Raw genomic sequence first — 21,774 nt, forward strand, 5'->3', positions numbered from 1 at the left:
GGCGTCATGCTCACCGCCATCGTGATGATCCACACCGACGCCGACCGCATCCCGGAGGCCGCCGCGACGATCGCGAACCTGCCGGGCGTCAGCGAGGTCTACTCGGTGACCGGCGGCGTCGACCTGGTCGCGATGGTCCGCGTCAAGCAGCACGACGACCTGGCCGATGTCATCGCCGACCGGATCAGCAAGGTCGACGGCGTGCAGCGCACCGAGACGTTCATCGCGTTCCGCACGTACTCGCAGCACGACCTCGAGCAGGCCTTCGCCCTCGGCCTCGAGGACTGACACCCGCGCGCCGCGCTGCGCCGCGCCAGACCCACCGAGAGGGCAGTCGTTGTCGCTTCCCGACCCGGGGAGACGACAACGACCGCCCTCTCGGTGTGCGCGCAGCGTCGCCCGCAGCTCAGGCCGCGGCGGCCCAGCGGGTGAGGACGTCGGCGGCACGGCCCTCGTCGACGCTCGCGCGGGCGTGCGACAGCCCGGCCGTCAGACGCTCGACCAGCGAGCCGCCGTCGGCGCCCGTGCCGGGCAGGCTGCCCTCGGCGACCAGCGCCGCCGCGGCGTTGAGCAGCACGGTCTCGCGGGCGGGCACCCGCTCGCCGTCGAGCACGGCCCGCGCGACGCCCGCGTTGAACGCCGCGTCGGCGCCGCGCAGGTCGGCCACCGTGACCGGGGCCAGCCCGAGGTCGGCCACCGGGTCGAGCACGTGCTGCACGACCTCGCCGCCGGTCACCTGCCAGATCCGCGCGGTGCCGGTGGGGGCGAGCTCGTCCAGGCCGTCGTCGCCGCGGAACACCAGCGCCTCCGTGCCGCGCGAGGCGAGCACCCCGGCGACCAGGCCGGCCATCCGGGGGTCGGCCACGCCGATCGCGGCGGCGGCGGGCTGCGCCGGGTTGGTGAGCGGGCCGAGGAAGTTGAACGCCGTCGCGATCCCGAGCTCCTTGCGGGCGACGCCCGCGTGCCGCATCGACGGGTGGAAGGTCTGGGCGAAGCAGAAGGTGATGCCGACGGTCTGCGCCAGCGCGGCGACCTCGGCGGGCGTGCGGTCCAGGCGGATGCCGAGGGCCTCCAGCACGTCGGCGGAGCCGGAGGACGAGGACGACGCCCGGTTCCCGTGCTTGACGACGCGCACGCCGGTGCCCGCGATCACCAGCGACGCCATGGTGGAGACGTTGACGGTGTGGGCGCGGTCGCCGCCGGTGCCGACGATGTCCACGGAGCGCCCGGGCACCTCGAAGCGCACCGCGTGGGCGAGCATCGTGTCGGCCAGGGCGGTGAGCTCGTCGACGGTCTCGCCCTTGGCGCGCAGCGCGACCAGGAACCCGGCGACCCGCACCGGCGAGGCCTCGCCGGACATGATCTCGCCCATGGCCCAGGCGGTCTGCTCGCCGGTGAGGTCCTGCCCGGAGACGAGCGAGGTGAGCAGGTCCGACCAGGTGGTCGGCCCGGTCATGCCGCGGGGGTCCGGGACAGCAGCCCGGCGACGGCGGCGTGCAGCTCGACCGGGTCGAGCGGCTCGGAGACCACCGCGTCGGCGTCGGACCAGGCGGCGAGCCAGGCGTCCTGCGGGCGACCGGTGAGCACGAGCACCGGCGGGCAGTCGAAGATCTCGTCCTTGACCTGGCGGGCCAGGCCCATGCCGCCGACCTTGGCGGTCTCGCCGTCGAAGATCAGCAGGTCGAACGTCGACTTCTCGGCCTGCTGGAGCGCGACGGCCGCCGTGGCGACCTCGGTCCACCGGATGTCGGGGGTGCCGTGCCCGAGACGACGGCCCACGCCCAGCCGCACCCGGGAGCGCGTGTCGACGTCGTCGCTGTAGAGCAGGATGCGCGGGCCCTGCTCAAGGGTCGTGTCTGTACCCGGGGCGGGGCGGTCAGCAGCCATGGTGGTCCTTCACTCGTCGCGGCGGGACTCCTCGCGGGCGATCGGGGGTCCCGCACGTCCCGAGCAGCATCTTGGCACGCGGGCGCGCCACCGGTCTCCCGGCGCCCCGCGAGGGGCCTCGACACGCCGAACGAGGTGACGATGTGACAGATAACTCTGCGGGAGCGGGGGACTTAGGACCCATGCGGGGCCGTTTTCGGCCATACTGACGTGCGTGACGACCGCAACGGCTGCCCCGCCCTCCGCTCCCCGCGTGAGCGTGAACCGCCCGAACCCCGTGTCGGTCGGGACCATCGTCTGGCTCGCCAGCGAGCTGATGTTCTTCGCCGGCCTGTTCGCGATGTACTTCACGCTGCGATCCACGGTCCCGGACGAGTGGGCCGCGCAGACCGGCAAGCTCAACGTCACCTTCGCCGCGATCAACACCACGGTGCTGGTGCTGTCCTCCGTGACCTGCCAGATGGGCGTGCTCGCCGCCGAGCGCTTCCAGCCGGTGCGGTCCGGATCCCTGCTCCAGATCACCCGCTGGGGCATGAACGAGTGGATGACCCTCACCTACGTGATGGGCGCCGTGTTCATCGGCGGGCAGATCTTCGAGTACGCCGAGCTCGTCCAGGAGGGCCTGACGATCTCGTCCAGCCCCTACGGCTCGGTGTTCTACCTGACGACCGGCTTCCACGGCCTGCACGTGGTCGGCGGCCTGATCGCCTTCCTGTTCCTGCTCGGGCGGTCGTTCACCGCCGGCCGGTTCGGGCACCACGAGGCCACCACGGCCATCGTCACCTCGTACTACTGGCACTTCGTCGACGTGGTCTGGATCGCGCTCTTCGCGACGATCTACCTGATCAAGTGACCCGCCCCGCCCCCGCCCCCCAGATCCCCCCGAACCACCCCGAGACGAGGACCCACCCGTGAAGGCACTCGCCGCCCGCAGGCACCACCGGGCCGCCCCGGTGGTGCTGCTCCTGCTGGCGCTGCTGCTGACCGGAGCCGTGTACGCCGTCGTGCAGCCCGCCAGCGCCGACGCCGCGTCCGCCGCCGCGAGCAGCGACGACATCTCCGCCGGCCAGAAGCTGTTCCAGGCCAACTGCGCGACCTGCCACGGTCCGGCCGCCGCCGGCACCGCGAGCGGTCCCTCGCTGATCGGCGTCGGCGCCGCGGCGGTGGACTTCCAGGTCGGCACCGGCCGCATGCCCGCGCAGATGTCCGGCCCGCAGGTGCAGGCCAAGCCCGTGCAGTTCGACGACGAGCAGATCGCCCAGCTCGCGGCCTACGTCGCCTCCCTCGGCGCCGGCCCGGCCATCCCGACCGCCGACCAGGTGGACGGCAGCCAGGGCGACGCGGCCAACGGCATGGCGGTGTTCCGCACCAACTGCGCCATGTGCCACAACGCGGTCGGCGCCGGTGGTGCGCTCTCCCAGGGCAAGTTCGCGCCCTCGCTGATGGAGACCACCCCCACGCACATCTACGAGGCGATGCTCACCGGCCCGCAGTCCATGCCGGTGTTCAACGACGCCAACATCACCCCCGAGGAGAAGCGCGACGTGATCGCCTACCTCGAGGAGCAGCGCGACGGCTCCCCCGGCGGCCTGTCGCTCGGGTCCCTCGGCCCGGTGAGCGAGGGCCTGTGGGCCTGGGTGCTCGGCATCGGCCTGCTGATCGGTGCCGCCGTCTGGATCGGAGCGAAGTCCTCGTGAACGCGAACGAGCCCACCAGCGGCGAGCTGACCACCACCGAGCACGGGACCGCGCTCCCCGAGCGTTTCGAGGACCCGGGCCACCCGGAGCACCACGACCGGCGCGGCGACACCGACCCGGCAGCGAACAAGCGCGCGGAGCGCCAGGTCGTCGCCCTGTTCACCCTCTCGGTGCTGGGCACCATCGGCTTCATCGTCGCCTACTTCGCCTTCCCGCCCGGCGAGACCGTCGCCTCGATGCGGCGCACCAACCTGCTGCTGGGCCTCGGGCTGTTCCTCAGCCTGGCCGGCATCGGCGTCGCGGCCGTGCACTGGGCGAAGGCCCTGATGAACGACCACGAGAAGTCCGAGCTGCGGCACGAGCAGAAGTCGACCCCCGAGGTCCGTGCTGCCGCCGTGGACGCGCTGCGCGAGGGCGCCAAGGACTCGGCGATCGGCCGCCGCGGCGTGCTCAAGGGCGCCATGGTCGGCTCGCTGGCGCTGTTCCCGCTGTCGATCGCCGTGCCGCTGGTCGGCAACATCGGCGAGGACTGGAACGTCGGCAAGCTCAAGTACACGATGTGGCGCAAGGGCACCAAGCTCGCGATCGACCCGTCCGGCCGCCCGATCAAGGCCGCCGACGTGACGATCGGCTCCGTCTTCCACGTGATCCCGGAGGACCTGCACGAGACCGAGCACCCGCTGGACGAGAAGGCCAAGGCCGTCGTGCTGCTGGTCCGCCTCGACCCGCGGGACCTCAAGGAGGCCGAGGACCGCAAGGACTGGTCGTACGACGGCATCGTCGCGTACTCCAAGATCTGCACCCACGTCGGCTGCCCGGTGGCGCTGTACGAGCAGCAGACGCACCACCTGCTGTGCCCCTGCCACCAGTCGACCTTCGACGTCGCTGACGGCGCCAAGGTCGTGTTCGGCCCCGCGAAGCGCCCGCTGCCGCAGCTGCCGATCACGGTCGACGACGAGGGCTACCTCGTCGCGCAGAGCGACTTCACCGAGCCCGTCGGCCCGAGCTTCTGGGAGCGACTCACATGAGCACCACCGAAGCCCCCCCGAGCCGCGGGGCCAAGGCCGCCGCCGCGACCGCCGACTACCTGGACCAGCGCACCGGCATCGGCAGCGCGGTCAAGGAGTTCGCCCGCAAGATCTTCCCCGACCACTGGTCGTTCCTGCTCGGTGAGATCGCGCTGTACTCCTTCGTGGTGCTGCTGATCTCGGGCACCTTCCTCACGATGTTCTTCGTGCCCTCGATGAACGAGGTGCACTACGAGGGCCCGTGGGCCGCGATGAACGGCGTGGAGATGTCCGAGGCCTTCGCCTCGACGCTGCGGCTGTCCTTCGAGGTGCGCGGCGGTCTGCTCATGCGGCAGATCCACCACTGGGCCGCGCTGATCTTCATGGCGTCGATCGTCACGCACATGATGCGCGTGTTCTTCACCGGCGCGTTCCGCAAGCCGCGCGAGGTCAACTGGGTGGTCGGCTTCACGCTGCTGATCCTCGGCCTGGCCGCCGGCTTCTCCGGCTACTCGCTCCCGGACGACGTGCTCTCCGGCAACGGCCTGCGGATCACCGACGGCGTCGTGAAGTCGATCCCGATCCTCGGCTCGTACCTGTCGTACTTCATCTTCGGCGGCGAGTTCCCCGGCCAGGACCTGATCCCCCGGCTGTTCACCGTGCACGTGCTGCTGGTGCCGGGCATCATCCTGGCGCTGATCGGCCTGCACCTGTTCTTCGTCGTGCTGCACAAGCACACCCAGTACCCGGGATCCGGCCGCTCCGACAAGAACGTCGTCGGCTACCCGCTGTTCCCGATCTACGTGGCGAAGGCCGGCGGCTTCTTCTTCATCGTGTTCGCGGTGATCGCGCTGATGGCCGGCACCATGACGATCAACCCGGTGTGGAACTACGGGCCCTACGACCCCTCCCCCGTGTCCGCCGGCGCGCAGCCCGACTGGTACATGCTGTTCCTCGAGGGTGCGCTGCGCCTGATGCCTGGACAGGCCGAGATCGTGCTCGGGCAGTACACGCTGTCGCTGAACGTCCTGATCCCGGCGGTGGTGGTGCCCGGCATCCTGTTCACGGCGCTGGCGCTCTACCCGTTCATCGAGTCGATGGCCACCGGCGACAAGCGCGAGCACCACGTGCTCGACCGGCCGCGCAACGTGCCGTTCCGCACCGCCTTCGGCGTCTCGCTGCTCACCGCGTTCTTCATCCTGGTGCTCGCCGGGTCGAACGACCTGATCGCGACGCACTTCCACCTGTCGATCAACGACATCACCTGGACGTTCCGGGTGCTGCTGTTCGTCGGACCGGCCATCGCGTTCTGGATCACCAAGCGGATCTGCCTGGCGCTCCAGCGCAAGGACCGCGAGCTCGTGCTGCACGGCCACGAGACCGGCCGGATCGTGCGCTTCGCCAGCGGCGAGTACATCGAGGTGCACAAGCCCCTCGACGCGCACGAGCGCTGGCTGCGGGTGCAGCACGACCCGCGCCGCCCGATCGAGATCGAGCCCGCCGAGGACTCCCGCGGCGTGCGCCGCAAGGGCTACCGCCTCGACCGGATGCGCCAGCGGCTGTCGCAGGTCTTCTACGAGGACCGCGTCGAGCCCGTCACCCCGGCCGAGCTGGCCGCCGCGCAGTCCCACGGCGGGCACGACGCCCTCCCCGCGGGCCACGCGCAGGAGCGCGCGGAGATCGCGGCCGGGGCGACCGGGGGCGGCACGCACCTGGTCGAGCCCGAGGGTCCGGACAGCCGTCCGGAGGGCGAGACGCACTGCTGACGTGCGGAATCATCCCGCCTGGTGGATCGTTGCACCAGGTGGGCGCGCACCGCGACGAGCGCACGCGCCCGCGCAGACGACGTCGTGGCAGCGAGCCGCGACCCGAGTGCAGGAGAGGCACTGATGGCTGAGTACACCCTTCCGGACCTGCCCTACGACTACGCGGCGCTCGAGCCGCACATCTCCGGTCGCATCATGGAGCTGCACCACGACAAGCACCACGCGACCTACGTCGGCGGGGCCAACACCGCGCTGGAGAAGCTCGCGGAGGCCCGCGACAAGAACGACTTCGGTGCCGTCGCCGGCCTGGAGAAGAACCTGGCCTTCAACCTCGGCGGCCACGTCAACCACTCGGTGTTCTGGCAGAACCTCTCCCCCGAGGGCGGCGACAAGCCGGTCGGCGAACTGGCCGCCGCGATCGACGAGTTCTTCGGCTCCTTCGACAAGTTCCAGGCGCACTTCGCCGCCAACGCCCTCGCGATCCAGGGCTCCGGCTGGTCGATCCTGGCCTGGGACTCCATCGGCGAGAAGCTCGTCATCGTGCAGCTGTACGACCAGCAGGCCAACCTCGCGCTCGGCCTGGTGCCGGTCGTCGTGCTCGACATGTGGGAGCACGCCTTCTACCTCGACTACGTCAACGTCAAGGCGGACTACGTCAAGGCGTGGTGGAACATCGTCAGCTGGGCCGACGCCGGTGCGCGCTTCGACCGCGCCCGCACCCAGACCAAGGGGCTCATCGTCCCCTCGCTCTGACGGCACCTGCCGCACGGCTCCTGGGCCGGTCACCCCACGCGGGTGGCCGGCCCTCGGCATGTCCGGAGGTCCGGGATGTCCGGATCGTGAGATGACGACGACCGACAAACCCGGACGAACCCGGACGGGTTTCGGGGGCGCGTAGGTAGAAACACTGGAAACGCCCTGATCGCGTCCTGCTGCTGCGAGCAGTCTCGGGAGGTCGGACCGCACGGACCGACCCGGTGCACAGCCGCCCCGGCACCGGCCTGCCCAGACGCACGAGGAGCACGCCATGAGCACAGCAGCACCACTCCCGACCGTCCGCCGCCGCGGGATCGCCCGCCTCGCCGCCCTCGCCCTCGCCGTGGGGGCGATCGGGGTGGTGGACGCCGCCGTCACCGCGCCGTCCGCGGAGGCGGCGGGCTGCCGATACAGCAATCTCACCTCGATCAGCGTGAAGAACGTCGACTGCTGGCGCGGAGCGTACGGGTACAAGACCAGCGCCGGTGCGTCCGGCGGATACAGGGTCGGACCCTGGGTCGCGGCTGGCGGCTGGTCGTCCAATGACGGCCGCGTCTGCTACCAGTACCCCACGATGGTCCACCGGTGACGATCCGCACCTCCGCCCACCGCCGGCCCGCTGGGTCGGCGGTGGGCGCCGTCGTCATCCTCGCCCTGGCCGGCTGTACCAGTACCGCCCCTGAGGCGGAACCCTCGCCCGGATTCACCGGTCCGTGGGCGGCGGAGCTCGCCGACTTCGCCGCGCACACCGACTTGGACTTCGCCCACAGCGCTCTCGCTGACAGCGCTGTCTCCGACGCCGAGGTGCAGGAGGGCATGTCCCTGATCGACGCGTGCTACGCCAGCCACGGCGCAACAGTCGAGTTCGACGCCTACGGCTACGAGTACGTCGAAGTCACCACCGGCACCGAAGACCCCTTGGACGTCATGGGGATGTGCGCGTTCGCCGACGGCGGCGTCGTCGTCCTGCACCACCAGATGCGGCTCAACCCCGAGAACCTCGACCCGTCCACGATCCAGGCGGAGTGCATGGTGGCGGCCGGGATCGTCGAACCCGGGTTCACCGCGCAGGACCTCGACCAGGCATTCCAGAGCGGAAACCTCCCCTACCCGCCAGGCGATCCCACCGGTGCCGCGTGCATGAAGGACCCGCTCGGCCTGGCCACGCCGTCGGGAGACGCACCGTGATCGCCCCGCGCCGCGGCCGCAGATCCGGGCTGTCGCGGATCGGTGTCGCCCTGGTCGCGACGATCGCGGTCCTCCTCACCGCCTGCTCCTCGCAGGACGCCCCTACCGGCGACTCGTCGACGTCGAGCTTCACCGGGCCGTGGGCCGGGGAGATCGCCTACTACGACTCCATCGCCGACTCCGACTTCGCCCACCGGGCCTTCGCCGACAGCATGATCTCCGATGCCGAGGTGCAGGAGGGGATTTCGCTGATCCTCGCGTGCTACGACTCCCACGGCGCGATCGTGCAGCACGACGCCTACGGTTTCGCCCGCGTCGAGGTCGTCACGGGCACCGAGGACCCTGTGGACGTCATGGGGACCTGCGAGTTCGCCGACGGCGGGGTCGTCGTGCTGCACGGCCAGATCCGCCTCAACCCCGAGAACCTCGAGCAGTTCACGATCCAGGCGGCCTGCCTGGTCGACGCCGGGATCGTCGAGCCGGGCTACACCGGCCAGGACCTCGAGCACGCCTACGACATCGAAGATCTGCCCTTCCCACCGGGCGACCCCACCGGCGTCGCCTGCCTCAAGGACCCGCTCGGCCTCGCCGCACCCGCCGGAGCCACGTCATGACCGCCCTGCGCCCCGGCCCCGCGTCGGTCCTCGCCCTCGCCCTGCTGGCCGCGCTGTCCGGCGGCGTGGCGGTCGGCACCGTGCTCACCACGCCGGGCACCCCGGAGGTGCTCGCCGCCGGCCCGACGGTGACCGAGGTGCCGGTGACCACCCGCTCCTACGACGACCGCCGCAACCTCGCGCTGCGCGTGACGGCGGGCGCCGCCCGAGAGGTCACCGCCCGCACGGGCGGCCTGGTGACGTCCTCGACCTGCTCCCCCGGCGGCACCATGACCAGCGGCGGCTCGACCGTCGCGCTGGACGGCGTCCCGCTGCTCGACCTGCACACGGCCGTGCCGCTGTGGCGCGGACTGACGGTCGGCGACCGCGGGCCGGACGTCGCGGCGCTGCACGACGCGCTGCGCGCGCTCGGCCGGGAGGCCCCGACAGACGACCGGGTGACGGCGACGACGCTGCGCTCGTTCCACGCGGCGACGACCGCTGTCGGGGCGCCCGCGCCGGCGTCCACCCGGGACCCGGTGGACCCCGCCCGCGTGGTGTGGCTGCCCGAGCCGACGGTGTCGATCGGCACCTGCACGGCCGAGGTCGGGACGGACGTCGTCGCGGGTGACGCGCTCGCCGGGCTGCCCGCGGCGCTGGCCTCCGCCGCACTGGTGGCGGTCCCCGAGGACGCGGCCCCCGGCGCCCGCGCACTGACGATCGGCGGCACCCCGGTCGCCATCGCCCCGGACGGGCGGATGACCGATCCAGCGTCCCTCGCCGTCGTGGCGGCCTCCGAGGAGTACGTCCAGGCGGCCGCCGTGGTCGAGGCCGGCACGGACGTTACGCTGACGGTCCCCTGGGCCCTGGTCGAGCCGGTCGACGTGTGGGTGGTGCCGCCGGGGGCGGTGCTGGACGCAGGGACCGACGCCGCCTGCGTGCGGGACGCCGACGACCGGCCGGTCGGCGTGACGGTGGTGGCCTCCGAGCTCGGTCAGACGTTCGTGGCACCGATCACGGCCACCGCACCGCCCACGTCGGTGCGCACCCGCCCGACCGGTGGCTGCGCGTGACCCTCGCGATGCGGGTGACGCTGGACGGTCTCGGGCACCGGTTCACCGGGCAGCCGTTCCTGTTCCGCGGGCTGAGCACGGTGCTGCGGCCCGATCGCGTCTACGCGCTGGTGGGGCCGTCGGGATCGGGCAAGAGCACGCTGCTGTCGCTGCTGGCCGGCTGGGTGGCGCCGACGGAGGGCCAGGTGCGGCGGCACGATGTGGTCCGCACGGGCTGGGTGTTCCAGAACCCGCACGGTGTCGCCCGCCGGACCGCGCTGGACCACGTGGTGCTCCCGCTGCTCGTGCAGGGTCTCGGGCGTCGGCAGGCCGAGGCGCGGGCCACCGACCTGCTCGCCGAGTTCGGGCTGGCCGAGGCCGCCGGACGGGAGTTCTCGGCGCTGTCCGGCGGAGAGGCGCAGCGGCTGATGCTGGCGCGCGGGATCGCCGCCCGGCCGGATCTGTTCCTGGTGGACGAGCCGACCGCCCAGCTCGACGCCCGCACCGCCGCCGAGGTCAGCCGCACGCTCACCGGGCTCGCCCGGCGCGGCACGGTGGTGGTGGTCGCCACCCACGACCCGCACACCCGCGCAGCCTGCACCGACGTGATCGACCTGGCGGACCTGGCATGAGGTGGCTGCTCGGCGAGGCGGTGCGCGACGTGCTGTCCGGCACCACCCACGCGCTGCGGTACGCGCTGGCGCTCGTCCTGGTGCTCGGCGCGGCGGTGCTGGCGGACGTCACCGCCGTGGACGCGCTGCTCGCCCGGGCGGCCGCCTACCGGGACGCCGGCGCCTCGGTGCTCACGGTCGAGGCGCCGGGCGCGATCGACGGGGCGACCTGCGACGCGCTGGCCGACCTGACCGGGGTCCGGGCCGCCGGGGCGATCCGTCAGCAGGAGGACGCGCTGGTACCCGCCGTGCTGCCGCGCGGGCCGCTCGCCACCTACCTGGTGTCGCCGGGGCTCCCCGCGGTGCTCCGGGCCACCGACTCCACCGGACCGGGCGTGCTGCTCTCCGCGGATGCGGCGCAGACCCTGGACGCCCGACCGGGCTCGACGGTCGCGCTGGTCGGCACGGCCGACGGCACCACCATGCGCGGCACCTACCCCTGGCCGGACGACGGCCGCCGACCCGGGTACGGCTACGCGGCACTGGTCCCCGGCGAGCGCGCCGAGCCCTACGACGCCTGCTGGGTGGACGCCTACCCCATGCCGACCGACCTGCCCGCGCTCGCCCGGCTCGCCGTGATCCCGGGCGGCGCGGACGACCGGGCGCCGGTCGTCGTCTCGCAGCTCAACACCACGCTCGGTCAGCGCTTCGACGGCGAGGGCCTGCTCGCCGTGCGCAGCACCCGGCACGCACCCTGGGCGGCGCTGCTCGGCGGGGCCGTGATCGGCTGGGTCGCGGTGCGTACCCGGCGGGTCGAGCTCGCCTCGGCCCGGCACGTCGGCGTGCGCGCGGGGCAGCAGCACGGCCAGGTGCTCGCCGAGACGCTGGTGTGGGTCGGGTGCGCGGCGCTGCTGGTCGCGGCGACGACGCTGCTGCTGGTCCGGCTCGGCAGCGGCGAGGACGACGCGGCGCTGCGTGCGGTGGCGGTGCACGTCGCGCTGCCCGGGCTCGCCGGTGCGCTGCTCGGCGGGCAGGCGGCGGTGGCGCTCACCCGCGAGGCGCACCTGTTCCGCTACTTCCGGACCCGGTGACGGGCCGCTCACCCAGGTTGCACGAAAGCAGGCTTCCCGGGCCGGGAAGCCTGCTCTCGTGCACTCTCGACGCGGCCGGCGCGAGCGGAGCGGCTCAGTGCGCGTGCTGCCCGCGGCTGAACTCGAACACCCAGCCGATCAGACCGATCACGCCGAGCGCGCCGCCGATGTACATCAGCCACCACCCGATCGCCAGGCCGGTGAAGGTGATCGCGCCGGCGAGGGCGATCACGAACGGCCACCAGGACCACGGCGAGAACACACCCTGGTCGCCGGCGCCCTCCGCGATCAGCGCCTCCGGGTCGTCCTCCGGACGGGGGTCGATCCGGCGGGCCACCAGCGCGAGGTAGCCGCCGATCATGCCGACCAGGCCGCCGACCAGCGGGATGCCGACGGTGCCGACGGGCTCGCCGTCGGACCACCAGGCGTACACCAGGCCGATCGGGATGAAGAACAGGATCCCGCCGAGGAAGAGGTACGGCTCGACCTTCATCGCGTGCCGCGGCCGGCTGGTCGGGTCCTCGCGCTGGGCGTCGGCGGCGCTCATCGGTCGGTCTCCTCGTCGTCCTCGGTGCGGGGGCGCGGGCGGTCGTCGACGATCGTGGCCGTCGACTGCTCGGGCTGGCCGCCGTCGTGGTCGACGCGGTCCTGCGCGACGGTCCGCTCACCGGTGCGCTCGGCCTCCCAGTCGAAGAACCCGGGATCGGGCTCGACGTGGTCCATGGCGGCGACCTCGGGGTGGTGCAGGTCGAACGCCGGGCGCTCGGAACGGATCCGGGGCAGCTGCGTGAAGTTGTGCCGCGGCGGCGGGCAGGAGGTCGCCCACTCCAGCGAGGCGCCGTAGCCCCACGGGTCGTCCACGGTGACCTTGGGCGCCGAGCGCCAGGTCTTGTAGACGTTCCACAGGAAGGGCAGCGTGGAGACCGCCAGGATCATCGAGCCGACCGTGGACAGCTGGTTCATCCAGGTGAAGCCGTCCTCCGGCGAGTAGTCCGCGTACCGGCGCGGCATGCCGATCACGCCGAGCCAGTGCTGCACCAGGAACGTCATGTGGAAGCCGATGAACAGCAGCCAGAAGTGGATCTTGCCGAGCCGCTCGTCGAGCATCCGCCCGGTGAACTTGGGCCACCAGAAGTAGAGCCCGCCGAACATCATGAACACCACGGTGCCGAACACGACGTAGTGGAAGTGCGCGACCACGAAGTAGGTGTCGGACACCTGGAAGTCGAGGGCAGGGCTGGACAGGATCACACCGGTCAGACCACCGAACAGGAACGTCGTGAGGAATCCGATCGTCCAGAGCATCGGTGTCTCGAACGTGAGTTTTCCTCGCCACATCGTGCCGATCCAGTTGAAGAACTTCACACCGGTCGGCACAGCGATCAGCATGGTCATCAACGAGAAGAACGGCAGCAGCACCGCGCCGGTCACGTACATGTGGTGCGCCCACACGGTGACGGACAGCGCCGCGATGGCGATGGTCGCGTAGACGAGGCCCTTGTAGCCGAACACCGGCTTGCGGCTGAACACCGGCAGGATCTCGGTCGCGATGCCGAAGAACGGCAGCGCGATGATGTACACCTCGGGGTGCCCGAAGAACCAGAACAGGTGCTGCCAGAGGATCGCCCCGCCGTTCTCCGGGTTGAACACCTGCGCACCGAGCCGTCGATCGGCACCCAGCGCGAACAGCGCGGCGGCCAGCGGCGGGAACGCCATCAGCACCAGCAGGCTGGTGATCAGCGTGTTCCAGGTGAAGATCGGCATCCGGAACATCGTCATGCCGGGCGCACGCATGGTGACGATCGTGGTGATGAAGTTGACCGCGCCGAGGATCGTGCCGAAACCGGTCAGCGCGAGACCGAACACCCACAGGTCACCACCGGCGCCCGGCGAGTACACGGAGTTCGACAGCGGTGCGTACGCGAACCAGCCGAAGGAGGCCGCGCCCTGCGGGGTGAGGAACCCGGCCGCGGCGATCAGGCCGCCGAACAGGTACAGCCAGTACGAGAACGCGTTGAGGCGCGGGAACGCGACATCCGGGGCGCCGATCTGCAACGGCATGATGATGTTCGCGAACGCGGCGAACAACGGCGTCGCGAACAGCAGCAGCATGATCGTGCCGTGCATGGTGAAGAGCTGGTTGTACTGCTCCTTGCTCTGCACCACCTGGATGCCGGGCTCGAACAGCTCCGCACGGATCAGCAGCGCCATCAGACCGCCGATCGCGAACCACACGAACGCGGTGATCAGGTACATGTAGCCGATCGTCTTGTGGTCGGTCGACGTGACCCACTTGACGATCGTGCGTCCGAGCGTCTGCCGGCGCGGGCTCAGGCCCGGCACGATCTCGACGGCCTGTGCCATCAGTTCTCCTCCGGGCTGTCGGACGAGTCGGAGCGGACGTCCTGGAGGCGGCTGTACTCGAGACCGAGCTGCCCCTCCTGGCCGGCGTCCCGCAGATCCTCCATGTGCGCGTCGTACTCCTCGCGCGACACGACCTTCACGTTGAACAGCATCGACGAGTGCTCCTCGCCGCACAGCTCGGCGCACTTGCCGACGTACTCGCCCTCGACCTGCGGCGTCACCTGGAAGGTGTTCGTGCGCCCCGGGATCATGTCCTTCTTGTAGAGGAAGGCCGGCACCCAGAACGAGTGGATGACGTCACGGGAGTCGAGCACGAACTCGACGCGCTCCCCGACGGGCAGGTACAGCGTCGGCTGGTCCGCCAGGACGCCGGTGGTGCCGATCTCCTGCGCGTGCTCGCCGGTGTCGTAGACGTCGTCGTCCACGTAGTTGAAGTCCCAGCTCCACTGCTTGCCGATCACCTGCACGGTGAGGTCGGGCTCGGCGCTGGTGTCCTCGATCTCCGACATGTCCCGGGCGGTGAAGTAGAACAGCACCCCGACCATGATGATCGGCAGGATCACGTACATGATCTCGAGCGGCACGTGGTACCGGAGCTGCACGGGCAGCTGGTCGTCGTCCTTGCGCTTCCGGTAGACCGCGACGCACCAGAGGATCAGGCCCCAGGTGATGACGCCGACGATCAGCGCCGCCACCCACGAGCCGACCCACAGGTCGCTGATCCGTCCCGTCTGGTCGGTGATCTCGTTCTCGGAGCTGCCCGGCAGCCAGCCGCGCTGGACCTCCGGCGAGCAGCCGGCGAGCGCGAGCGCGACGACGGTCACGAGTCCCGCGACGGCGAGTCGGGTCCGCCTCGGACGGCGGGGGGTCTGCGAGCGCACCGGGGGCCTTCCGTTCCGGTCCCCGTCGCCCGCGACACCGCTCGGGCGTCCGTCGTCCGACAGGGAGGTCATCTAGGACTTTCGTCCTCTGGATCGTGTGCAGCGTAGCGCGCCGAGCCCCCGGTCGTGGCCTCAGACGGACGTTTCGGGGCAACGAGATGACGCAGTGTCATCTGGATCACCCTCACATCCCCCACCCACCGCGCACACCCTTCCTGTCCCCGATCCCGACGAGGTCGGTGGTTCGTGCACGACACGCCTGCGCGACACGCCGTCGGGAGCACGGAACCACCGACCTCGCGGGGGTGGGGCGGGTGGGAGGGGGTGGGGTGCGGGAGCACGTGGGTGCGGGCAGGGGGTCGGGGTGCGGGCAGTGGGTGCGGGGCGGCTAGCGTGCTGGGGTGAGCACCTCCCCTGCCTCCTCCTCCGCGCGCGTGGTCCTGGACGCGGGCGGGCACGCGCCCGTGCTGCCCGCCGCCCGCGAGGCCTTCCTCGCCGCACTGGACGAGGGCTGGGCGGACCCGCGCCGGCTGCACTCCGAGGGCCGCCGCGCGCGCCTGCTGCTGGACGGTGCCCGCGAGGCGCTGGCCGCGGTGCTCGGCGCCCGCACCGAGGAGGTCGACCTGGCCCCCTCGCTCACCGCGGCCCTGCACGGTGCCGTGCGCACGGTCGCGCAGGGTCGCCGCAGGTCCGGCTCGGGTGTCGTCGTGAGCGCCGTGGAGCGGATGGCGGTGCTGGACGCCGCCGCGTTCGTCGCCGATGGCGCGGGATCGAGCGGGAGCGGCGCGCCGGCCCCCGGGCGCGTGGTGGTGCCGGTGGACACCGACGGGCGGGTGGATCCGGACGCGATGGCCGCCGCCCTGGCCGCGCCCGGGGCCGCCCTCGCCGCGCTCCAGCACGCCAACGGGGAGATCGGCACGATCCAGCCGCTGGCCGCGGTGCACGCCGCAGCCCGCGCCGCCGGGGTGCCGCTGCTGGTGGATGCCGGGTCCTCGCTCGGCCACGCGCCGATCGGCGACTCCTGGGACGTGCTCGCGGTCGACCCCGCCGACGTCGGCGCCGTGCCCGGGGTCGCCGTGCTCGCCACCCGCACCGGCGTGCGCCGCTCCCCCGTCGGCCCGGTGGACGAGGACCGCTGGTTCCCCGGCGGCGTCTCGGTGCCCGCCGCGCTGTCCGCCGCCGTCGCCGTGCAGGTCGCGCACGCCCGGATCGGCTCCGGCGCCGTGGACCCCCGCGATGCGCTGATCACCCGGATCCGTGCGCGGGTGCAGGCCGAGGTGCCGGCCGTGGACGTCGCCGGTCCGACCACCGGGCGGTTGCCGCACGTGCTGACGTTCTCCTGCCTCTACGTGGACGGCGAGGCTGTCGTCACCGAGCTCGACCGGCACGGCTTCGCGGTGGCATCCGGCTCGGCGTGCACCTCGGCCACCGACCAGCCGAGCCACGTGCTCGCGGCCACCGGTCGGCTCAGCCAGGGGAACGTGCGGATCACGCTGCCGGTCGGGGCGTCCGCCGCCGACGTCGAACGGTTCTGCGACGTGCTGCCGGGCGTGGTGCGGGAGATCCGCGAGCGCGCCGGGGTCACCGACCTCTGAGCCCGCAGCGGGCCCGCCCCGGACGCACGAGAGCCCGGGACCGCGCAGGTCCCGGGCTCTCGACGTGCGTCCGCGCCGAGGTCAGCTGAAGGAGCCGCCGCACGCGCAGGAGCTGCCCGCGTTCGGGTTGTCGATCGTGAAGCCCTGCTTCTCGATCGTGTCCGCGAAGTCGATGGTCGCGCCGTCCAGGTAGGGGACGCTCATCCGGTCCACGACGACCTCGACGCCGTCGAAGTCGCGCAGGGCGTCGCCGTCCAGGGTGCGCTCGTCGAAGTAGAGCTGGTAGATCAGGCCCGAGCACCCGCCCGGCTGCACCGCGATCCGCAGGCGCAGGTCGTCGCGACCCTCCTGCTCGAGGAGGCTGCGGACCTTGTCCGCCGCGACGTCGGTGAGGGCGACGCCGTGCGTCGCGGTCTCGGTGGTCTCGCTCATCGTCTCTCCCAGGTCATCGGTCGGCGCGCGCACCAGCAGCGGGCCGCGGGCGGTCACGTCGAGCACAACCGCGCTGCTGCGTGATCTGTTCCCAATGTACGCCGCGTCCTCGGCGCTTCCACCGCAGCGGCGCTCAGCGCGACCAGGTCTGCGCCACCCGCGGCACCCGGCCCCGCAGGGCTCCGGCAGGATCGGCCCGCCAGGCGTCCTCGCTGCCGGCGTCCTCCACCACGCCGAAGCCGGCGGCCAGCCCGGCGGCGCCCCAGTCCCGGCGCCCGGTGCGCAGCCGCGCGGCGATCGCCAGCGCGGGCACCCCGGTCGGCAGGGCGGTGCGCGCCACGGCGGCCACCACCCCGGCGTCCAGCGCGGAGGCGTCGAGCACGCCGACCCCGGTCACCACCACGTCGGCGGCGGCGATCCGGGCGGGCAGGTCCACCACGTCGGCCACCCACGCGCCGCCGTCGGACAGCCGGGCGCCCAGCAGCATCAGCGCGAAGGCGCAGCCACCGCCGGCACCCGATCCGGGGGCGAGCGCCTCGCGCGCCGACGCGGCACGGGCCGCACCCGGTCGGCCCGCGGCACCGGGTGCGAGCAGGTCGGGGCGGGCCGGGGCGCCGACGGCGGTCGCGGCGGCGTGGGCGAACCGGGCCAGGTCCCCCTCGATCCGCTGCGCCGTGGCGGCGTCCACCCGGCCGGCCGTGCCGAGGTCGGCGCTCATGCCGCTCAGGCCGGTCAGCGGCAGGTCGTGGGTGTGCAGGACGACCAGGTCGCGCCCGCGCAGCGCTTCGCGCAGGTCGTGCAGCGGCGCCAGGTCCTCCGCGGTGAGCCGCCCGGCGGCCACCGATCCACCCGTGGCCGGGGCGGGGGCGGCGCCGAGGGCGGCCAGCAGGCCCGCTCCCCCGTCGTGCGCCACGGTCCGACGCGCACCGAGCCCGACGACCACGCGACCGGCACCGGTGTCCAGGGCGGCGGCGATCAGCGTGCCCAGCCCGGCGGAGGTGGTCCGCTCCGGGTCGACCGCGTCCCCGGCGGCGGCGCCGAGGGCCAGCGCGGCGTCCACGTAGGCGGTGCGCCCGCCCGGCTCCTCGTCGACCACCAGCACCGCGCCGGGCACGACTTCGCCGCACGCGTCGGTGGTGGTGACCGCCAGCAGCTCGCCGCCGCGCGCGGCCCGCACCACGTCCAGCAGCCCCGGCCCGCCGTCGGACAGCGGCAGCAGGTCCAGGGTGTCGTCCGGGGCGACGGCGGCCCACCCGTCCGCGAGCGCCGCGGCGGCCTCGGGGGCGGTCAGCGCGGGCCACGGGTCCGGGGTGGTCGGGCGGACTGCGGCGGGACCGGTGTCCGGCGGGACGTCGAACCGGCCGGGGGCGATCAGCACGTGCACCCGTCGATCCTTCCACGCGGCGGAGCGCCCCCTCGCCGCGTGGCCGCCCTCGCCGCGACGCCACCGTCGCGCACCGCGATCCCCGGGCGGCTCCCCGCCGACCGCGACCGACCCGGTCCGCCCGCGGGGGCCTGTGGGATGATCTGCACGTGAGCCTGCTCGACACGCCTGTCACGTTCGCGGAGCCCCTGCCCTCCGCGCTGCTGCTGCTCGGCCGTGGGATCGACCTCGACTCCGAACGCGGGGTGGAGTGCGTCGGCTCCCTGCCGGCCGCCTCCGACCCCGATCTCGTCGAACGCGCCCGGGCCGCCCGCGCGGCGCTCGGCGAGCGCGCCTTCGTGCTCGGCCACCACTACCAGCGTGACGAGGTGATCGACTTCGCCGACGTCACCGGCGACTCGTTCAAGCTCGCCCGCGAGGCCGCCGCGCGCCCCGAGGCCGAGTTCATCCTGTTCTGCGGCGTGCACTTCATGGCCGAGTCCGCGGACATCCTCACCTCGGACGCCCAGCAGGTCGTGCTGCCGGACATGGCCGCCGGCTGCTCGATGGCCGACATGGCCGCGATCGACCAGGTGGAGGACGCCTGGGACGTGCTGGTCGAGGCCGGGATCGCGCAGGACACCGTCCCCGTGACCTACATGAACTCCACCGCCGCGATCAAGGCCTTCACCGGTCGGCACGGCGGCACCGTCTGCACCTCGTCGAACGCGCACGTCGCGCTGCGCTGGGCCTTCGACCAGGTCGGCGGCGTGGACGGCACCGGCAAGGTGCTGTTCATGCCGGACCAGCACCTCGGCCGCAACACCGCGGTGCTCGAGCTCGGCATCCCGCTGGACGCCTGCGTGGTCTACGACCCGCGCAAGCCGAACGGCGGCCTGACCACCCAGCAGCTCAAGGACGCGCGGATGATCCTGTGGCGCGGGCACTGCTCGGTGCACGGCCGGTTCTCCGCGCAGAACCTGGTCGACGCCCGCGCGGCCGTGCCGGACGTGACCGTGCTGGTGCACCCGGAGTGCAAGCACGAGGTGGTCACCGGCGCCGACATGGTCGGCTCGACCGAGTACATCATCAAGGCGCTGGACGCCGCCGAGCCCGGGTCCGCCTGGGCGATCGGCACCGAGCTCAACCTGGTGCGCCGGCTCGCCGCCGCCCACCCGGACAAGCGGATCAGCTACCTCGACTCCACGGTGTGCTTCTGCTCGACCATGAACCGGATCGACCTGCCGCACCTGGTGTGGGCGATGGAGTCGCTCGCCGAGGGCCGGATGGTCAACCGGATCGTGGTGGACGCCGACGACGCGCACTGGGCGCGGGTGGCCCTGGACCAGATGCTGGCGCTGCCCGGCTACTGATCGACCCCGGCGGGCCCGACGGGTCCGCGAGACACGGCGCACGGAGGCGCGGATGGGTACGGGAAGCTCGCTGCGGGTCGGCATCGTCGTGTTCGACGACGCCGAGGAGCTGGATGTCGTCGGGCCCTTCGACGTGCTGACCGCGTGGGCCGCCCGGTCCACGCTGCGCCCCGAGGTCGTCACGTTCTCCGCCGACGGCGCGGGCGTGCGCTGCGCGAAGGGCCTGCGGCTGCTGCCGGACACCTCCCGCGAGGAGGTCGGGCCGCTGCACGTGCTGGTGCACCCCGGCGGCCAGGGCACCCGTCCGCTGGCCCACGACACCGATCACCTGGCCTGGGTGCGCGAGCAGCGGGCCACCACGGCGCTGATGACCTCGGTGTGCACCGGCGCGCTGGTCTACGCCGCCGCGGGGCTGCTCGCCGGTCGCCCGGTCACGACGCACTGGGCGGCCTTCGACGAGCTCGTGCGGCTCGACCCGAGCGTGCTGGTCGACACCGAGGCGCGCTTCGTGGACGACGGCGACGTGATCACCTCGGCGGGCGTGTCCGCCGGGATCGACATGGCCCTGCACCTGGTGGCCCGGCTCGACTCGGTCGCGGCCGCCCGCGACGTCCGCCGGCACATCCAGTACGACCCCGCCCCGCCCGTCTGACCCGTCCGGCCCGGACGCACGCGAGCCCGGGCGGACGCTCAGGTCCGACCGGGCTCGCGCAGGGTGTCAGGCCAGGCGCGCGAGGAGCAGGGCCTCGGCGAGCACGACCTTCTCCAGCTCGGCCAGGTGCACCGACTCGTTGGCGCCGTGCGCGCGGGAGTCCGGGTCCTCGACGCCCGTCACCAGGATCGCGGCCTGCGGGAACACCTCGAGCAGGTCGGCGATGAACGGGATCGAGCCACCGATGCCGATGTCCACCGGGTCGGTGCCCCAGGCGTCGGCGAAGGCCGCCCGCGCCGCCTGCATGGCGGTGGAGTCGGCGGGCGCCTGGAACGGCTTGCCGAGCTCGCCGTCCTTCACGGTCACCCGGGCGCCGAAGGGCGCGTGCTCGACCAGGTGCGTGCGCAGCGCCTCCAGCGCGCGGGCCGGGTCCTCGCCGGGCGCGACGCGCATCGACAGCTTGGCGGTGGCCTTCGGGGTGATCGTGTTGGACGCGGTCGCGACGCGCGGGGCGTCCAGGCCGATCACGGCGATCGTCGGGCGGGTCCACAGCCGGGCGGTGAGCGGGCCGGTGCCGGCCAGGCGCACCCCGTCCAGCACCCCGGCGTCGGCGCGCAGCGCGTCCTCGTCGTAGTCGACCGCCGGGTCCGGCGCGGTGGTCAGCCCGGCGACCGCCACGCTGCCCTCGTCGTCGTGCAGGGTCGCGATCAGGCGGGACAGCAGGGTCACCGCGTCCAGCACCGGGCCGCCGAACATGCCGGAGTGCACCGCGTGGTCCAGCACCGCGACCTCGACCTCGAGGTCCACCAGCCCGCGCAGCGAGGTGGTCAGGCCGGGCACGCCGACCTTCCAGTTCGAGGAGTCCGCGACCACGATCACGTCGGCCCGCAGCAGGTCCGCGTAGGTGTGCAGGAAGCGGGTGAAGGACGGCGAGCCGATCTCCTCCTCGCCCTCCACGAACACGGTCACGCCCACGCCGAGCTCGTCGCCGAGCACCCGCAGCGCGCCGAGGTGCGCGACCACGCCCGCCTTGTCGTCGGCGGCGCCGCGGCCGAACAGCCGGCCGTCCTTCTCGGTCGGCACGAACGGGTCGGTGTCCCAGTCGTCGGCGGAGCCCGGGGGCTGCACGTCGTGGTGCGCGTAGAGCAGCACGGTCGGCGCACCGGCGGGGGCCGGGCGGCGGGCGACGACCGCGGGAGCGCCGGGCGTGCCGTCGGGGCGGTCGGCGCGCAGCACCTGCACCTCGGGCATGCCGGCCTCGGTCAGCAGGGCCGCGACGGCGGCGGCGGAGGCCTCGACGTGGGCCTGGTCGAAGTCGGCGTTCGACACGCTCGGCACGCGGACCAGCGCCTCGAGGTCGGCACGGATGCCGGCGAAGGCCTGCTGCACGCGTCCGCGCAGGTCATCGACGTCGACGGGGCGGGACGGGGTGGTGGGAGAGGGCTCGGTCACGATCCACCACGCTA

At 72.9% G+C, this 21,774-nt stretch carries 23 protein-coding genes; 15 read left to right on the plus strand and 8 right to left on the minus strand.

Annotated elements, in window-relative coordinates; all coding sequences use genetic code 11:
• Nucleotides 1-6 precede the first annotated feature (6 nt).
• Nucleotides 7-288, plus strand: coding sequence for an Lrp/AsnC family transcriptional regulator (locus ACZ5HG_RS11720; RefSeq protein WP_464176419.1), 282 nt, complete (start codon nt 7-9; stop codon nt 286-288).
• Between the two features lie 118 nt (nt 289-406).
• On the opposite strand, the gene trpD is transcribed toward ACZ5HG_RS11720, so the two are convergent.
• The gene (trpD, locus tag ACZ5HG_RS11725; protein WP_464176421.1) at nt 407-1,456 is read right to left on the minus strand and encodes an anthranilate phosphoribosyltransferase; all 1,050 of its coding nucleotides are present in this window, start codon (nt 1,454-1,456) and stop codon (nt 407-409) included.
• Entirely contained in the window at nt 1,453-1,887 is a 435-nt protein-coding gene (locus ACZ5HG_RS11730; protein WP_464176423.1) for a response regulator transcription factor, read from the minus strand. The genes trpD and ACZ5HG_RS11730 overlap by 4 nt, the downstream gene beginning before the upstream one ends.
• Before the next feature lie 205 nt (nt 1,888-2,092).
• Here ACZ5HG_RS11730 and ctaE point away from each other — a divergent pair, with 205 nt between their 5' ends.
• The 11 genes from ctaE (at nt 2,093) to ACZ5HG_RS11785 (ending at nt 11,648) form a co-directional block, all read left to right on the plus strand.
• On the plus strand, nt 2,093-2,740 hold the full coding sequence (gene ctaE, locus ACZ5HG_RS11735) for an aa3-type cytochrome oxidase subunit III (RefSeq protein ID WP_464182149.1): 648 nt from the start codon (nt 2,093-2,095) through the stop codon (nt 2,738-2,740).
• 58 nt (nt 2,741-2,798) lie between these two features.
• A complete protein-coding gene (qcrC, locus tag ACZ5HG_RS11740) occupies nt 2,799-3,584 on the plus strand; it encodes a cytochrome bc1 complex diheme cytochrome c subunit (protein ID WP_464176425.1) in 786 nt (261 codons plus the stop codon).
• Nucleotides 3,581-4,612 (plus strand): cytochrome bc1 complex Rieske iron-sulfur subunit, encoded by a 1,032-nt coding sequence (gene qcrA / locus ACZ5HG_RS11745; protein WP_464176427.1) that lies wholly within the window; start codon nt 3,581-3,583, stop codon nt 4,610-4,612. The genes qcrC and qcrA overlap by 4 nt, the downstream gene beginning before the upstream one ends.
• Complete coding sequence (qcrB, locus tag ACZ5HG_RS11750; RefSeq protein WP_464176429.1) at nt 4,609-6,357, plus strand: cytochrome bc1 complex cytochrome b subunit; 1,749 nt, start codon at nt 4,609-4,611, stop codon at nt 6,355-6,357. The genes qcrA and qcrB overlap by 4 nt, the downstream gene beginning before the upstream one ends.
• 123 nt (nt 6,358-6,480) lie before the next feature.
• Nucleotides 6,481-7,110 (plus strand): superoxide dismutase, encoded by a 630-nt coding sequence (locus tag ACZ5HG_RS11755; protein WP_464176431.1) that lies wholly within the window; start codon nt 6,481-6,483, stop codon nt 7,108-7,110.
• A gap of 274 nt (nt 7,111-7,384) precedes the next feature.
• Nucleotides 7,385-7,702, plus strand: a complete 318-nt coding sequence (locus ACZ5HG_RS11760; protein ID WP_464176433.1) for a hypothetical protein — start codon at nt 7,385-7,387, stop codon at nt 7,700-7,702.
• Nucleotides 7,699-8,301 carry a hypothetical protein gene (locus ACZ5HG_RS11765; RefSeq protein ID WP_464176435.1) on the plus strand — a complete coding sequence of 201 codons (603 nt, stop codon included), beginning with the start codon at nt 7,699-7,701 and terminating at the stop codon, nt 8,299-8,301. Before ACZ5HG_RS11760 ends, ACZ5HG_RS11765 begins: the two co-directional genes overlap by 4 nt.
• Nucleotides 8,298-8,915, plus strand: coding sequence for a hypothetical protein (locus tag ACZ5HG_RS11770; RefSeq protein WP_464176437.1), 618 nt, complete (start codon nt 8,298-8,300; stop codon nt 8,913-8,915). Before ACZ5HG_RS11765 ends, ACZ5HG_RS11770 begins: the two co-directional genes overlap by 4 nt.
• Nucleotides 8,912-9,967, plus strand: coding sequence for a hypothetical protein (locus ACZ5HG_RS11775; protein ID WP_464176439.1), 1,056 nt, complete (start codon nt 8,912-8,914; stop codon nt 9,965-9,967). The genes ACZ5HG_RS11770 and ACZ5HG_RS11775 overlap by 4 nt, the downstream gene beginning before the upstream one ends.
• The gene (locus ACZ5HG_RS11780; RefSeq protein WP_464176441.1) at nt 9,964-10,578 is read left to right on the plus strand and encodes an ABC transporter ATP-binding protein; all 615 of its coding nucleotides are present in this window, start codon (nt 9,964-9,966) and stop codon (nt 10,576-10,578) included. The genes ACZ5HG_RS11775 and ACZ5HG_RS11780 overlap by 4 nt, the downstream gene beginning before the upstream one ends.
• Complete coding sequence (locus ACZ5HG_RS11785; protein ID WP_464176443.1) at nt 10,575-11,648, plus strand: hypothetical protein; 1,074 nt, start codon at nt 10,575-10,577, stop codon at nt 11,646-11,648. Before ACZ5HG_RS11780 ends, ACZ5HG_RS11785 begins: the two co-directional genes overlap by 4 nt.
• A gap of 94 nt (nt 11,649-11,742) precedes the next feature.
• Here the strand turns inward: ACZ5HG_RS11785 and ACZ5HG_RS11790 are convergent, their stop codons facing one another.
• The 3 genes from ACZ5HG_RS11790 to ctaC are packed head-to-tail and all read right to left on the minus strand — an operon-like array spanning nt 11,743 to nt 14,893.
• Nucleotides 11,743-12,141 carry a cytochrome c oxidase subunit 4 gene (locus tag ACZ5HG_RS11790; protein WP_464182150.1) on the minus strand — a complete coding sequence of 133 codons (399 nt, stop codon included), beginning with the start codon at nt 12,139-12,141 and terminating at the stop codon, nt 11,743-11,745.
• A gap of 50 nt (nt 12,142-12,191) precedes the next feature.
• Nucleotides 12,192-14,012, minus strand: coding sequence for an aa3-type cytochrome oxidase subunit I (gene ctaD, locus ACZ5HG_RS11795; protein WP_464176445.1), 1,821 nt, complete (start codon nt 14,010-14,012; stop codon nt 12,192-12,194).
• Entirely contained in the window at nt 14,012-14,893 is an 882-nt protein-coding gene (ctaC, locus tag ACZ5HG_RS11800; RefSeq protein ID WP_464176447.1) for an aa3-type cytochrome oxidase subunit II, read from the minus strand. Before ctaC ends, ctaD begins: the two co-directional genes overlap by 1 nt.
• Nucleotides 14,894-15,294: 401 nt before the next feature.
• Between ctaC and ACZ5HG_RS11805 the strand changes: the two genes are divergently transcribed.
• Nucleotides 15,295-16,488, plus strand: a complete 1,194-nt coding sequence (locus ACZ5HG_RS11805) for an aminotransferase class V-fold PLP-dependent enzyme (RefSeq protein ID WP_464176449.1) — start codon at nt 15,295-15,297, stop codon at nt 16,486-16,488.
• Between the two features lie 81 nt (nt 16,489-16,569).
• On the opposite strand, the gene erpA is transcribed toward ACZ5HG_RS11805, so the two are convergent.
• Together erpA and ACZ5HG_RS11815 are read right to left on the minus strand one after the other, a co-directional pair.
• Entirely contained in the window at nt 16,570-16,920 is a 351-nt protein-coding gene (gene erpA, locus ACZ5HG_RS11810) for an iron-sulfur cluster insertion protein ErpA (RefSeq protein WP_464176451.1), read from the minus strand.
• Between the two features lie 133 nt (nt 16,921-17,053).
• Nucleotides 17,054-18,304 (minus strand): glycerate kinase, encoded by a 1,251-nt coding sequence (locus ACZ5HG_RS11815; RefSeq protein WP_464176453.1) that lies wholly within the window; start codon nt 18,302-18,304, stop codon nt 17,054-17,056.
• Between the two features lie 149 nt (nt 18,305-18,453).
• Here ACZ5HG_RS11815 and nadA point away from each other — a divergent pair, with 149 nt between their 5' ends.
• Together nadA and ACZ5HG_RS11825 are read left to right on the plus strand one after the other, a co-directional pair.
• Entirely contained in the window at nt 18,454-19,656 is a 1,203-nt protein-coding gene (nadA, locus tag ACZ5HG_RS11820) for a quinolinate synthase NadA (RefSeq protein WP_464176455.1), read from the plus strand.
• Between the two features lie 52 nt (nt 19,657-19,708).
• Nucleotides 19,709-20,308, plus strand: coding sequence for a DJ-1/PfpI family protein (locus ACZ5HG_RS11825; protein WP_464176457.1), 600 nt, complete (start codon nt 19,709-19,711; stop codon nt 20,306-20,308).
• A gap of 66 nt (nt 20,309-20,374) precedes the next feature.
• Here the strand turns inward: ACZ5HG_RS11825 and ACZ5HG_RS11830 are convergent, their stop codons facing one another.
• Nucleotides 20,375-21,760, minus strand: a complete 1,386-nt coding sequence (locus ACZ5HG_RS11830) for a M20/M25/M40 family metallo-hydrolase (RefSeq protein ID WP_464176459.1) — start codon at nt 21,758-21,760, stop codon at nt 20,375-20,377.
• Nucleotides 21,761-21,774 lie beyond the last annotated feature (14 nt).

The organism is Cellulomonas sp. GTC20042 (assembly GCF_055389595.1).